The organism is Amycolatopsis sp. 505 (genome assembly GCF_031625235.1).
Classification (GTDB): domain Bacteria; phylum Actinomycetota; class Actinomycetes; order Mycobacteriales; family Pseudonocardiaceae; genus Amycolatopsis.
The window spans coordinates 549,748-563,064 of sequence record NZ_JACKQP010000006.1 but is presented as its reverse complement, the minus strand read 5'-3'; the positions used below and the strand labels follow the sequence as shown (position 1 = coordinate 563,064).

Sequence of the window (13,317 nt, the reverse complement as noted above, 5' to 3'; positions counted from 1 at the left end):
GGGGTGGGATCAAGGTTATCCCGCGGCAAAGCGGCGGCTCATGGGCCGGACGGCCTAACAAGCGTGCAGGCCGCACCGAGGGAGTCCCTCGATGCGGCCTGCACGGTGGGTCGGATCTAGACCGGGATGACCGTCGGGACGATCATCGGGCGGCGGCGGTAGGTGTCGGCCACCCAGCGGCCCACCACCCGGCGCACCGCCTGCGCGATCCGGTGCGTGTCGGTGATGCCCTCGGCCTCCGTGCGCGCCAGCTCCATCTCCACCAGCGGCACGACGGCGGCGAGCGCCTTCGGGTCGTCGGAGAAGCCGCGACCGGACACCGTCGGGCTGCTGACCGCGCGGCCGGTGCTGGAGTCCACCGCGACCGTGATCGCGATGAACCCGCCCTCGCCGAGGACCAGCCGATCCGACAGCGTCGACTCCCCGACGTCGCCGACCGACAGACCGTCCACGTACACGTGCCCGACCTCGACGCGGCCGGTGCGGGACGCTTTGCCGTCCACGAGGTCCACGACCACGCCGTCCTCGGCGATGACCACGTTCTCCGGCGCGACCCCCGTGCGGATGGCCAGCTCGCCGTTCGCCCGCAGGTGCTTCCACTCGCCGTGGACCGGCATCACGTTGCTCGGGCGCACCGCGTTGTACAGGTACAGCAGCTCGCCCGCCGACGCGTGGCCGGACACGTGGACCTTCGCGTTGCCCTGGTGGACGACGTTCGCGCCGAGCCGGGTGAGGCCGTTGACCACGCCGAACACCGCTGTCTCGTTGCCCGGGATCATCGAGCTGGCCAGCACCACCGTGTCGCCCGCGCGGATCGAGATCTGCCGGTGCTCGCCGCGCGCCATCCGCGACAGCGCCGAGAGCGGCTCGCCCTGCGACCCCGTCGAGACGAACAGGACCTTGCTCTCCGGCAGCGTGCTCGCCTGGTCGAGGTCGACGAGCAGGCCGTCCGGCACGTTCAGCAGGCCCAGCTCGGCCGCGATCCCCATGTTGCGGACCATCGACCGGCCGACGAACGCGATCCGGCGGCCGTGCCGCTCGGCGGCGTCGAGGACCTGCTGGACGCGGTGGACGTGGCTGGCGAAGCACGCCACGATCACCCGCTGGTCCACGCGCCGGACGACGTCGTCGAGCACCGGGCCGATGTCGCGCTCGGGCATGACGAACCCGGGCACCTCGGCGTTGGTCGAGTCGACGCAGAACAGGTCGACACCCTCGTCGCCGAGCCGGGAGAAGCCGGCCAGGTCGGTGAGGCGCCCGTCCAGCGGGAGCTGGTCGAGCTTGATGTCGCCGGTGTGCAGGACCACGCCAGCCGGGGTGCGGATCGCCACCGCGAGCGCGTCCGGGATGGAGTGGTTGACCGCGAAGAACTCGAGGTTGAACACGCCGACGTCGCGGCGCTCGCCCTCGCGGACCTGGATGAGGTTCGGCCGCTGCCGGTGCTCCTTGGCCTTGGCCGCGAGCAGGGCGTTGGTGAACTTCGAGCCGTAGATCGGCAGGTCCGGCCGCAGCCGCAGGAGGAACGGGACGGCACCGATGTGGTCTTCGTGCCCGTGGGTGAGCACCAGGCCGTCGATGTCGTCGAGGCGGTCCTCGATCGCGCGGAAGTCGGGCAGGATCAGGTCGACGCCGGGCTGGTCGTCCTCGGGGAAGAGCACCCCACAGTCGACGATGAGCAGGCGGCCGCCGAACTCGAAGACGGTCATGTTGCGCCCGACCTCGCCGATGCCGCCGAGCGCGACGACGCGCAAGGCACCCTCGGGCAGTGCGGGCGGGGCGTTGGTGGGGCCTGGACCAGGGGGAAGTGAGCTCACCGAGGCAGGGTCCCAACGCTGGTGTGCGAGGTCGGCGCGACGTAGGCCGCTCGCGAATCTGCTTGTGCCACCCGCTCACCATGCCAGTCCTGGGCCGCCGTGTCGCCCAGCGGCACGCCGCCCTGGGCAAGATCAGCGGCGATCAGGGCCGTCTGCTCGGGGGTCGGCGCGACGATCGGCAGCCGCGGGTCACCGATGTCGAACCCGCGCAGCCGCAGCGCCGCCTTGCTGAAAGCGACCCCGCCGACCCGCGACATCGCGCGCAGCACCGGCAGCATGCCGCGGTGGTTGGTGCGCGCCGTCGAGGTGTCGCCGTTCTCGTAGGCGTCGATCATCGCGCGGATCCGGCCCGCGACGACGTGACCGATCACACTCACCACGCCGACGCCGCCGACGGAGATCCACGGCAGGTTCAGGCCGTCGTCGCCGGAGTAGTAGGCGAGGTGGGTGTTGGCGATGACCTCGGAGCCGGCGATCAGGTCGCCCTTGGCGTCCTTGACCGCGACGATCCGCGGGTGCTCGGCCAGCCGCAGCAGCGTGTCGACCTCGATCGGGACGACCGAGCGCGGCGGGATGTCGTAGAGCAGCACGGGCAGCCCGGTGCTGTCGGCGACCGTGGTGAAGTGCGCGAACAGCCCGGCCTGGCTGGGCCGCGAGTAGTACGGCGTGACGACCAGCAGGCCGTGCGCCCCGGCCGCCTCGGCCTGCTTGGCCTGCTCGATGCTGTGCGCGGTGTTGTTGGTGCCCGCGCCGGCCACGACGGCTGCGCGGTCGCCGACGGCCTCGACCACGGCGCGGATCAGGTCCTGCTTCTCCGCGTCGCTCGTGGTCGGGCTCTCGCCGGTGGTGCCGTTCACCACGAGGCCGTCGTTCCCCAGCTCCACGAGGTGCTCGGCCAGCTCCTGCGCCCGCTTCAGGTCCAGCGCGCCGTCGGCGTCGAACGGGGTGGCCATCGCGGTGAGCACGCGCCCGAACGGCCGTCCGGGCGCTGCGGTAGGTGGGTTGGACATGGGGAGACGGTACCTCGCCGGTCCGACGAAAACCGCGTCGACCTGGTCACCAGGAGGATTTCCCGGAGCCGGCCGCTCGTCGCGGAACTTCTACTTGACCTTGGTCACGATCGGGGCGGTGATGGGGCCGCCGTCGGCGCGGGCCAGCACGCAGTAGAACTCGCGGCTGGGCTCGTCACCCTGCTTCGCAGGAGCCCGGCGCCACTCGGTCTCGGTGGGCACGAGCGCTCGGAAGGTGAGGTCCGCGCGGTTCGGCTCGGGCACGATCGACGACCGGAACGCGGTCGCGCACGCCGCTTCGGCACTCGCCGTCACCGCGGGCAGGCCCGGGTAGGCCGCGACCTTGGCGTCGTCGGTGCTCCAGTTCTCGACCGAGAGCAGGTTTCCGATTTCGTAGACCTCCAGCGTGTGGCTCTTGTCGCAATCGGTCCTGTTGTCTTCCTCGCTGATGATCGAGCCGTCCTGCACCGGGGTGTTGAAGCACCGGTAGTAGCCGCCGATGTCGGTGCGGAGCTGGCCGCCGACACCGAAGGTCATGGTCGGCAGCTTCTGGGCGTCCACGGCGGGCGTCTCGTAGGCCTTGCCGGCGAAGAAGCCGCCGATCAGCGCCGCCACGACCAGCACCGCGGCGGCGGCGAGCCACAGGGCGCGGTGGGACTTCCGCTGCGGCGGCTGCGGCGCGGCGGCGCCGAGCATCGCGGTGCCGTGGGGCGGAGTCGGCCGGATGCCCTGCGCCGTGGTCAGCAGGTTCTGGGCCTGGGCCGCGGTCAGCCGCGCGTCCGGGTTGGTGACGAGCAGGCCGAGGATGGCCGCGGCGATCGGGCCCTGGCCGCGGGTGAGGTACGGGATCTCGGTCATGATCGCGTGCAGCGTCGCGGCGGTGGTCGCGCGCTCGAACGGGATGGAGCCTTCGACGGCGAAGAACAGCGTCGCGCCGAGGGACCACAGGTCGGACGCGGGCAGCGCTTCGCGGCCCTCGACGCGCTCAGGCGCCATGAACGCGGGCGAGCCGACGATCATGCCGCTGGTGGTCAGGCGCGGGTCGTCGACGGCGTGGGCGATGCCGAAGTCGGTGAGCTTCACGCGGCCGTCCGGCGCGACCAGGATGTTCGCGGGCTTGACGTCCCGGTGCACGATCCCGGCGGCGTGGGCCGCCTGCAGCGCGGCGAGCACCCGCTCCCCCAGCTGCGCGGCCCGCGCGGCGGGCATCGGGCCGCGCTGGCGCACCAGGTCGGCCAGCGACGGCGCTTCGACGAGCTCCATGACGATGAAGGTGGTCCCGCCGTCGGTGATGACGTCGTAGACGGTGACGATCGCCGGGTCGTTGAGCCGCCCGCCGGTGCGCACTTCGCGGAGCGCGCGTTCGGAGAAGACGGCGGCGGACTCGGCGTCAGGCAGCCGCAGTTCCTTGACCGCGACCTGCCGTCCGATGACCTGGTCCTGCGCCCGCCACACGACACCCATGCCGCCCCGGCCGAGTTCGCCGAGCAGGAGATAGCGGCCCGCGACGACCCGCTGACCAGGCGTGACGGGTGCCTGCGGCGGATAGGGCCGGGTCTGTTCGTCGGTCACGGTGCTCCTTTTGGCGGCGGTCGCGCAGATGCTAGTCGGACCACCGCGGAGCGCCGCGGGTTCCGCGGAATTCGTGATGCGGAACGGACGACACGCGTACCTCAACGGACGACACGCGCACCTGGACGGACGACACGCGTACTCGGAGGGTCGGTCAGCGGTGGGTCTCGCCGCGGTAGGGCAGCCAGCGGTAGCCCGGGGCGAAGTCGCTGAACTCAGCGCGCCGGCCCGTGCGGGCCCAGATCTCCTCGGCGACGACCAGCCCCGGGAAGATCGTCAGGTCCTTCTCCGCCACGAGCTCGTCGTACGTGCGGAACAGGTCGGTTTCGACGCCGGCGAGGGCGTAGCGGTAGACCGGTGGTGCGGTCCGGAGCAGCCAGTAGAGCCGGCGTCCGGCCGCGGTCATCGCCGCCGCCTCTTCGGCCGACTGTGGGCCGATACGGCTGAGGCCTTCGGGGGCCACTCCGCACCACCAGGCGCCTTCGTTCTCGAAGACGCCGGCCGGCCAGCCGTCGAAGTGGCGGGCGAGGTCGCGGGCGTGGGTCTCGCGCTCCCCGCATTCGGCGTTGAGGGCGAAGATCCAGGCCATGGCCGCTACCCCGTTCCGTGGGTCAACCGGTGACCGTGAGGTAGATGAGCACCAGGTTGAGAGCGATGATGATCGCCGCGATCACCGCGGCCGCGACCGTCGTCAGCCGGCGGTTCGCGTCCGCCCCCATCAGATCACGGTCGGCCGTCAGCCGGATCAGCGGCACCAGCGCGAACGGGATCCCGAAGGACAGCACCACCTGCGACACGACCAGCGCCGCACTCGGGTCGGCGCCCAGCGCCAGCACCACGATCGCCGGCGTCAGCGTCACCAGGCGGCGCAGGACCAGCGGGATCCGCTTGTGCAGCAACCCCTGCATGATCATCGCGCCCGCGTACGCGCCCACCGACGTCGAAGCCAGGCCGGAGGCCAGCAGGCCGATCGCGAACAGCAGCGCGACGCCCGGGCCGAGCGCCCCCGCGACCGCGCCGTGCGCGCCCTCGATGCTGTCCACACCCTCCTGGCCCTGCAGGTTCGTCGCGGCCAGCAGCAGCATGCCCAGGTTCACCGCGCCCGCCAGCAGCATCGCCAGGCCGACGTCGGCCCGGGTCGCGCGCAGCAGGCGGCGGCGCCGGACGCCGTCGGGCCGGCCGTGGCGGTCGCGGACCAGGCCCGAGTGCAGGTAGACCGCGTGGGGCATCACCGTCGCGCCGAGCATGGCCGCGGCGATGAGGACGCTGCCCGCGCCGTCGAACTTCGGGACCAGGCCTCCCAGCGTCGACGCGGCCGACGGCGGCTCGACGAACAGGCTGGCCAGGAACCCGACGGCGATGACCAGCAGGAGCCCGGTCACCACCCGCTCGAACGTCCGCTGGCCGCCGCGGTCCTGGACCGCCAGCAGCGTCAGCGACACCGCTCCGGTGATCAGGCCACCGACGATGAGCGGGAGGTCGAACAGCAGGTTGAGGGCGATCGCGCCGCCGACCACCTCGGCGAGGTCGGTGGCGATGGCGACGACCTCCGCCTGCGCCCAGTAGGCCAGCCGGGCCGGCCGGGACAGCCGGGCGCGCAGGGCCTCCGGCAGCGACATCCCGCTGACGAGCCCGAGCTTCGCCGACAGGTACTGCACCAGCACGGCCATCAGGTTCGCCGCGACGATCACCCAGACCAGCAGGTAGCCGTAGCGGGCGCCGGCGCTGATGTTGGACGCGACGTTCCCCGGGTCGACGTAGGCGATGGCGGCGACGAACGCCGGCCCGAGCAGGGCCGATCCGGTGCGCAGCCGGGTCGCCAGTCTCGGCCGGACAGCCTCGGTCACAGCCATGACGCCCACCTCTCGAAAACCGGATGTCGGGGACCCTAAACCGAAGTTTAGGCGTGCCAAACTTTGTTTTTCAAGGGTGACTGCTCCCACCCCGGCACCCGGGTACCCAGCGAAACGCCCCCGAAAAGTCAGGGGTGGGCGACCTCGTGGCCGGCCTCGCGCAAGGCCGCGACCGCGTCGTCGAGGTCGCCCCCGCGGACCAGGATGTGGTCGGTGTCGAACGTCGAGATCGAGAACAACGCCACCCCGGCGGCGGCCAGCTCCGAGGCCAGCGCGGCGATGATGCCGGTGAGGGTGAACTCCAGCGGGCCGCGGACCGAGAGCAGCCGCCAGCCGTCCTCGGCGGCCGTGGCCCCAGCGGGCTCGCGGCCGGCCGGGCAGATCACCGACAGTTCCCCGGGTGTCCGCGTCACCGAAACCAGGGCTTCGCCGGGTGCGAAGAGCTCGGCGGGCACCGCGGCGTCCGCGGGCAGCCGCACGACGGCGTACTCGCCGGGCCGGACGTCGATCGCAAGTCGCTTCATCAGCCTTCCAGCACCTTCGGGCTCGTGGCGATCTCGGTGCCGTCCGGCAACGTCGAGATGGTGAAGTCCGCGAACACGTTCGCCGCGGCCTTCTGCAGCTGCCGCAGGCATTCCACGGCCAGCTCGCGGATTTCGACGTCCGCGTGCTCGGTGGCGCGCATCGCGACGAAGTGCCGCCACGCCCGGTAGTTCCCGGTGACGACGATGCGGGTCTCGGTCGCGTTGGGCAGCACCGCGCGGGCGGCCTGGCGGGCCTGCTTGCGGCGCAGGGTCGCGCTCGGGACGTCGGCGAACTTCTCCTCGAGCCCGGCCAGCAGCTCGGTGTAGGCGTCGACGCTCGCCCGGGTCGCGGCGAGGAACTTCTCGTGCAGCACCGGGTCGTTCGCGATGATCTCCGGCTCGACGAACTCGGCGTCGCGCTCCGGGACGTACCGCTGCGACAGCTGGGAGTAGGAGAAGTGCCGGTGCCGGATCAGCTCGTGGGTCAGCGAGCGGGAGATGCCGGTGATGTAGAAGGTCACCGAACCGTGCTCCAGCACCGAAAGGTGGCCGACGTCGATGATGTGCTCGAGGTAGCCGGCGTTCGTTGCGGTGGCCGGGTTCGGCTTCTTCCACGACTGGTAGCAGGCGCGGCCGGCGAACTCGGCGAGCGCTTCGCCGCCGTCCGCGTCGGTCGACCACGGCACGTCCCCGGGCGGGAAGAACTCCGTCTTCGCGATCAGCTGCACTCTGGGTGACACGGTTCCGGTCACGTCAGCACTCCTTCTCCCGGTTCCCGCGCAGCCTAACCGCGTGAGGGCGGTCACTCCCGGGGGACACGTGACATCACCGCCGCCTTGACTGACACCATCGATGACGTCATAGTGGTGTCATGGACTTGACGCCGTACATCGCCAACCTTCGCGAGGACCTCGCGAACACGGCTGCCGCCGGGGACGAGCAGACCCGGCGAGCGGCCGCGCTTCTGTCTTCCGCCCTCGAACCCGCCGTCCGCCTGACCCTGATGAACGCGCTCGCCGACCTCGCCGCCGAGGTCACGGCCGCGCTGCCGGGCCAGGTGGTGGACGTCCGGCTCGACGGCCGGGACGTCCGCGTGGTCGTCACCGGCGACGCCGAAGGGACGACGTCACGCGAGACACCACGTGACACCACCCCCCCGCCGCCGCCGATCGACGGCGGGGACATCAGCCGGATCACCCTCCGGCTGGTCGAGCAGATCAAGGGGCAGGCCGAACGGGCCGCCGCCGCCCAGGGCGTCTCGCTGAACACGTTCGTGTCGCAGGCGGTCCAGGGCGCACTGGGCCACGGCGCGCTCGGCGGCGGGGGCGGGAGCCGCAAGCACCAAGGCAAGAGCGGCGGGAGCGGTTCGCACCTGCACGGCTGGGTCGAAGGCTGAGGGGACGAGACGATGAGTGAAGAACAGACCACACCGGCCGAAGAGCCGAACGACGACCTGGTCCGGATCGACGAGTTCGAGGCCGACGGCCCGCTGGAGCTCGACGTCAGCGTCACGATCGGCCGCGTCGAGGTCGTCCTCGACGGCGACTCCGGCGCGCGCGTCGAATTGCGGCACGACCAGGGCGAGCAGCAGCCGTGGGTGGCGGGCGTGAACAGCCTGCTGTCCTGGGTCGGCGAGCGCTTCGGCGACCAGCTGGGCGTCGACCCGGCGAGCTCCCCCGCCGAAGCCGTCCGGCAGAGCCGGATCGAGAAGCTCGGCAACCGCCTGGTCGTGAGCGCGCCGAAGGCGTGGCAGCTGCGCAACGTCGCCCTCTCGGTCAAGGTGCACGCGCCGGCGGGCTCGCACGTCGAGGTGCGCGCGGGCGCGGCGGACGTCACGGTCACCGGCTCGGCCGGCCGCGTCGACCTGCTGACCGGCTCCGGCGAGGTGAAGCTCGACCGCGCCGACGGCGCGGCGACCATCCGCACCGGCAGCGGCGCCGTCAAGCTGGGCCCGACGCTGGGCGGGCTGCAGCTGCGCAGCGGCAGCGGCCACGTCGAGGCGTCGTCGATCGCCGGCTCCGCGACGCTGGCCACCGGCACCGGCGACGTCTGGCTGGGCGCGGTTTCGGGCGAGGTGATGGCCCGCACCGGCAGCGGCGACCTGTCCGTGGCCGACGCCGGGTCCGGCTCGCTCGACCTGATCACCGGCTCCGGCGAGGTCCGGATCGGCATCCGCGGCGGCACGTCCGCCGAGGTGGACCTGACCTCCAGCGGCGGCCGCGTCTCCAGCGAGCTGGACGTCGCCGACACCGCCCCCGAGGGCGGCGTGAAGCTGAAGGTGCGAGCCCGCACGGGCACCGGCAACGCCGTGGTGACGCGCGCGGCGGGCTGAGTAAGGGGGAGGAACGGGCCGTTCCCGGTACGGGGGTGCCGGGAACGGCCCGTTCGCGCGAAATGCCAGAGAGAGGCGTGCGCAGAACACGGCGAACGAAGGGTGAATCCGTCGACCGCATTCACGACGCCGTTCTGGCGCAGGCGCGGGCCCGTCCGGACGCCGTGGCCGTGATGCACTCGGGTGCATCGCTCGCCCGGGCACCACGTGGGTGTTCCTCACGCGGTCGACCCCGATGGTGGTCGGCATCCTCGCCGTGCTCCGCGCGGGCGCGGCGTACGTGCCGCAGGACATCCGGATCACCCTTCCCCTGCAGCCTCGCGGTTGTGCGCGCCGGGGTGTTCGCCGGATCCGCGGATCGACCGCACCACCCTGGCCCCGGCCACGGGCCTCGATCCGGCCCACCTCGGAGCGGGTGGTGCGCCGCCGCGCTGATGTCGCGAATGACTCATTCGCGACCTCCGAGGTCCCGAATGAGTCATTCGCGACCTCGGGGCGGGCTGCCGTGGGGCCGGCTCTGCACCACCGGGGCTAGTGGACCAGTTTCGCCAGCGGCCGTGCCAGGTCTCCGCGGGCGCCGACGGTCACGCCCGGCAGCCCGAGCCACTCCGCCATGTGCTTCAACTCGGCCGCCAGCTCCGGCAGGACCCGGGCCACGTCCGCGCCCTCCTCCGCGAACGCCCCCTGCACCCGCAGCACCCCCGCCGCGCGGTCGGACTTCAGGTCCACGCGGGCGACCAGCTCCCCGTCCAGCAGGAACGGGAACACGTAGTACCCGTACACCCGCTTCGGCTCGGGCACGTAGATCTCGATCCGGTAGTGGAAGCCGAACAGCCGCTCGGTGCGGGCCCGTTCCCAGATCAGCGGGTCGAACGGGCACAGCAACGCCCGGCCCGCCACGTTCCGCGGCGTCCGGGCCGAGGTGTGCCGGTACGCCACCTGCTTCCAGCCGCGGACCGTGACCGGCTCCAGCTCGCCCGCCTCCACCAGCTCCGCCACCGCCTGGCGGGCCGGGGCCGGGCCGAGGCGGTAGTAGTCGCGCAGGTCCGTCTCCGTCGCCACGCCCAGCGCCCGCGCCGAACGCGAGATCAAGCCCCGCGCGCCCTCCTCCGCGGACACCGAGCGGGCCAGGATCTCCGGCGGAACCACCCGCTCGGTCAGGTCGTACAGCCGCTCGAACGACCGGCGCGTGCCCGTGGTCAGCTGGCCGATGCCGAACAGGTACTCGCAGACGCGCTTGACCTCCGACCGCTCCCACCACGAGCCCGGCCCGCGCCGCTGCGCGTCGGCCTCCACCGCCCGCTCGATGCCGCCCGCGCCGATCGGGCCGAGTTCCTTCACCACCGACAGGATCTCGTCGACCAGGCCCGGCGACTTCTCGATCAACGGCCCGTAGTGCCGCCACCAGCCGTCGCGCTTGGCGCCCGAGCGGATCAGCGGCCAGTCCTCGATCGGGAGCAGGCTCGCCTCGTGCGCCCACGTCTCCACCAGCAGCCGCGGGCGGCGCGCCGAGTTCGCCCACGCCGCTTCGTCGAGCATGGCCGGGTCGTACGCGCCCAGCCGGGAGAACACCGGCATGTAGTGCGCGCGGACCGCGACGTTCACCGAGTCCAGCTGCAGCAGCTGGACTCTCGACAGCACCCGTTTCAGGTGCTGCCGCGAAGGCACGCCGGACGGACGCGGGTCGGTGAAACCCTGTGCGGCCAGGAACGTCTTCCGGGCCGTCGAGACGCTGATCGTTTGCATGATGACGTCATGGTGCCACCCACCACCGACAAAAACGGCAACCTATAGATTCACGCACCATGAGCGACGCCGCCGTCCGTCCCGCCGACCTGTCCGACGCCGCGGAGATCGCCCGCATCCAGCGCGAAACCTGGCACGCCGCCTACGAGGACCTGCTCGGCAAGCAGGCCCTCGCGCAGCTCGACGCCACCGACCTCGCCGGCACCTGGACCGAGACCATCGACTACCCCGGCAGCCTCGTCTACGTCGCCACCGAGGGCGAGTTCACCGTCGGCTTCTGCGTCGCCGGCCGCGCGCCCGAGGACGAGGTCGCCCAGGCCGACGGGAGCCTGCCCGAAGACGCCGAGACGACCGGGCTGATCGCCACCCTGCTCGTCGAACCGCGCTGGGGTCGCCGGGGCCACGCCGGACGGCTACTCGCGACGGCCGCCGCGGGGCTGCGGGCCGACGGCGCCACCCGCGGCATCGCCTGGGTCGCCCAGGGCGACCACGCCACCCTCGGCTTCTACCGCCGGGCCGGCTGGAACCCCGACGGCACCGTCCGCACCCTCGACACCGGCGAGCGCACCCTCCGCGAGGTCCGGCTCACCGGCACCCTCGACCTCACCCTGAGCTGAGTCCCGGAAGATCACCCACCGCATCACGGCGTACATGAACACGCCTTCGCACGCGCCCGCGAGCAGCCGCGAGACGTGGTATTCGACGCCCAGCGCCGTCAGTCCCGCGCCCACACCCAGCAGGAACGCCGCGTAATTGACAGCAATCGCCACGATGTAAAGCCCGAGCTGGATTCCGACGGCGGCGTGGGAATGGAAGTTGAACGTCCGGTTCAGCGCGAAGCTCAGCCCGAACGCGCAGACGTACGCCAGCGTGATCCCCAGCCACACCGGCCAGCCGAGCAGCCCGTGGAACACGGTCAGCAGCGCGAGGTCGACGCCGAACGTGAACCCGTTGATGAGGCAGAAGCCGAGAAACGTCGGCGCCACGATCCGCGACAGACCCAGTGGCAGCACGTGCACGACGGCCCGGCAGAGGGCGCCGAATCGGTCAGCGGGCGTACGGGATTGCTCGGCGGCCACCCCGCCAGTGTTCCGACGGGAGGTGACGGGCAGCCGTCCGGCAGGTGATCTTCTGGTGCGGACCACCCGCCGAACAGGGGGGCCAACCCCAGTGCGCAGAGATTTCGAACTGATAACTTGAAAGAACGCGAGCGAATTTCAGGAGGTGACACGATGAGCTGGATCCTGCTGACGCTGGGCGTCGCGTTCGGTTCGGCCATCGTGCCGCTGGTCAACGCCGAGATCTTCCTGATCGGGCTGTGCGCGAGCCAGCCGGGGCTGCACTGGCTGTGGCTCGGGGCGGCGGTGGCGGTCGGGCAGATCGCCGGGAAGACGCTGTACTACCTCGCCGCGCGCGGCACGATCAAGCTGCCGAAGCCGCTGCACGACCGGTTGCACCGCGAGCGCCCGATGACACCCCGGCGGGTGCGCTGGCAGCTGCGGACCAAGCGGGTGCGCGCCTGGGTCGACCGGCTGCGCGAGCGGTGCCACCGGCACCCGCACTGGATGGCCGGGACGTACGGGGTGAGTTCCCTGGTGGGCCTGCCCCCGTTCATGGCGACGAGCGTGCTGGCCGGCCTGGTCCGGATGCGGCTGGTGATGTTCCTGACGACGGGGCTGGCCGGACGGTGGATCCGCTTCAGCCTGATCGCGGCTTCTCCCGCGGTGTTCGCCGGCTGGCTGCACCACTGAGCAGCTGCCACCCCACGGTCCCGGCGACCGCGACGGCGAACGCCCACCCGCCGATCGGCTCCGCGAACACCGCCACCAGGAAGCAGAACGCCGAGAACCCGCCGAGCCCGCGCAGCACACCTCGCGTGGTCGCCGCGGCCGCCGCCGGGCCGCCTTGTGCCAGAGCGAACACCGCCACCACGCTCGTCCCAGTCGGGAAGGGCGCGAGCACGCCGGTGAGATCGGGGCCGAGCCGGCCCGCCGCGGCCGTCAGGACCACCACGAGCACGGCCGTCGCCACCGCGCGCGCCGGCAGGTCCCACCACGGCAACGCCACCGGCCGGGCCGCCTCCGGCTCGGGCAGCAACCGGATGCCCGCCCAGGCCGCCGCCAAGGCCAATCCGAGCGCCACCCACCCCGGCACCGGCGCGAAGGACAGCGCCAGATCCAGCGCCAGGCACACGAGCCAGCCGACCAGGAGGGTGCCCGGCCAGCCGCGCGCCCGCGACACCCGCGCGAACACCACCGCGAACGCGGCCAGCGACACCAGGCCCAGCAGGGACGCCGACGCGGCCCGCGCGACGAACGCCGGCCCGTGTTCCAGGTAGGTGATCAGCAGGATCGGCCCCGCGACGACCGGCATCGCGACCAGCAGGCCCGTCAGCCCGGGTCCCCAGCGCCGTCCGGCCAGTGACGAGGCGACCACCAGCAGCGGCGCCAGGACGAGCTTCAGCAG

Annotated in this window: 13 protein-coding genes and 1 pseudogene; 4 read left to right on the top strand and 10 right to left on the bottom strand. The window is 72.2% G+C overall.

Features of this window, described 5'->3' with window-relative positions:
• Window positions 1–116: 116 nt before the first annotated feature.
• The 7 genes from H5965_RS24675 to thyX all read right to left on the bottom strand — a co-directional run bounded on the left by H5965_RS24675 (window position 117) and on the right by thyX (window position 7,525).
• Window positions 117–1,814 (bottom strand): ribonuclease J, encoded by a 1,698-nt coding sequence (locus tag H5965_RS24675; RefSeq protein ID WP_310972597.1) that lies wholly within the window; start codon window positions 1,812–1,814, stop codon window positions 117–119.
• The gene (dapA, locus tag H5965_RS24670; RefSeq protein WP_310972596.1) at window positions 1,811–2,824 is read right to left on the bottom strand and encodes a 4-hydroxy-tetrahydrodipicolinate synthase; all 1,014 of its coding nucleotides are present in this window, start codon (window positions 2,822–2,824) and stop codon (window positions 1,811–1,813) included. Before dapA ends, H5965_RS24675 begins: the two co-directional genes overlap by 4 nt.
• A 90-nt stretch (window positions 2,825–2,914) precedes the next feature.
• A complete protein-coding gene (locus H5965_RS24665) occupies window positions 2,915–4,396 on the bottom strand; it encodes a serine/threonine-protein kinase (RefSeq protein ID WP_310972595.1) in 1,482 nt (493 codons plus the stop codon).
• Window positions 4,397–4,550: 154 nt separating this feature from the next.
• Window positions 4,551–4,985, bottom strand: a complete 435-nt coding sequence (locus H5965_RS24660; RefSeq protein ID WP_310972594.1) for a hypothetical protein — start codon at window positions 4,983–4,985, stop codon at window positions 4,551–4,553.
• 22 nt (window positions 4,986–5,007) lie between these two features.
• A complete protein-coding gene (locus tag H5965_RS24655) occupies window positions 5,008–6,249 on the bottom strand; it encodes an Nramp family divalent metal transporter (RefSeq protein WP_310972593.1) in 1,242 nt (413 codons plus the stop codon).
• 128 nt (window positions 6,250–6,377) lie between these two features.
• Complete coding sequence (locus H5965_RS24650; RefSeq protein ID WP_310972592.1) at window positions 6,378–6,773, bottom strand: ACT domain-containing protein; 396 nt, start codon at window positions 6,771–6,773, stop codon at window positions 6,378–6,380.
• The gene (gene thyX, locus H5965_RS24645) at window positions 6,773–7,525 is read right to left on the bottom strand and encodes an FAD-dependent thymidylate synthase (RefSeq protein ID WP_086848783.1); all 753 of its coding nucleotides are present in this window, start codon (window positions 7,523–7,525) and stop codon (window positions 6,773–6,775) included. The genes H5965_RS24650 and thyX overlap by 1 nt, the downstream gene beginning before the upstream one ends.
• 119 nt (window positions 7,526–7,644) lie before the next feature.
• Between thyX and H5965_RS24640 the strand changes: the two genes are divergently transcribed.
• The gene (locus H5965_RS24640; protein ID WP_310972591.1) at window positions 7,645–8,169 is read left to right on the top strand and encodes a toxin-antitoxin system HicB family antitoxin; all 525 of its coding nucleotides are present in this window, start codon (window positions 7,645–7,647) and stop codon (window positions 8,167–8,169) included.
• A 12-nt stretch (window positions 8,170–8,181) separates the two neighbouring features.
• Complete coding sequence (locus H5965_RS24635) at window positions 8,182–9,105, top strand: DUF4097 family beta strand repeat-containing protein (protein ID WP_310972590.1); 924 nt, start codon at window positions 8,182–8,184, stop codon at window positions 9,103–9,105.
• A 531-nt stretch (window positions 9,106–9,636) separates the two neighbouring features.
• Here the strand turns inward: H5965_RS24635 and H5965_RS24630 are convergent.
• On the bottom strand, window positions 9,637–10,851 hold the full coding sequence (locus H5965_RS24630; RefSeq protein WP_310972589.1) for a DNA glycosylase AlkZ-like family protein: 1,215 nt from the start codon (window positions 10,849–10,851) through the stop codon (window positions 9,637–9,639).
• A gap of 59 nt (window positions 10,852–10,910) precedes the next feature.
• Here H5965_RS24630 and H5965_RS24625 point away from each other — a divergent pair, with 59 nt between their 5' ends.
• A complete protein-coding gene (locus H5965_RS24625) occupies window positions 10,911–11,468 on the top strand; it encodes a GNAT family N-acetyltransferase (RefSeq protein ID WP_310972588.1) in 558 nt (185 codons plus the stop codon).
• Window positions 11,469–11,534: 66 nt separating this feature from the next.
• Here H5965_RS24625 and H5965_RS24620 read toward each other — a convergent pair.
• Window positions 11,535–11,765: pseudogene (locus tag H5965_RS24620) on the bottom strand (GtrA family protein); the annotation flags it as partial.
• A gap of 318 nt (window positions 11,766–12,083) precedes the next feature.
• On the opposite strand from H5965_RS24620, the gene H5965_RS24615 reads away from it, so the two are divergent.
• Complete coding sequence (locus tag H5965_RS24615) at window positions 12,084–12,602, top strand: hypothetical protein (protein ID WP_310972587.1); 519 nt, start codon at window positions 12,084–12,086, stop codon at window positions 12,600–12,602.
• On the opposite strand, the gene H5965_RS24610 is transcribed toward H5965_RS24615, so the two are convergent.
• A complete protein-coding gene (locus H5965_RS24610; protein ID WP_310972586.1) occupies window positions 12,550–13,287 on the bottom strand; it encodes a hypothetical protein in 738 nt (245 codons plus the stop codon). The two genes, H5965_RS24615 and H5965_RS24610, sit on opposite strands and share 53 nt — an antisense overlap.
• Window positions 13,288–13,317 lie beyond the last annotated feature (30 nt).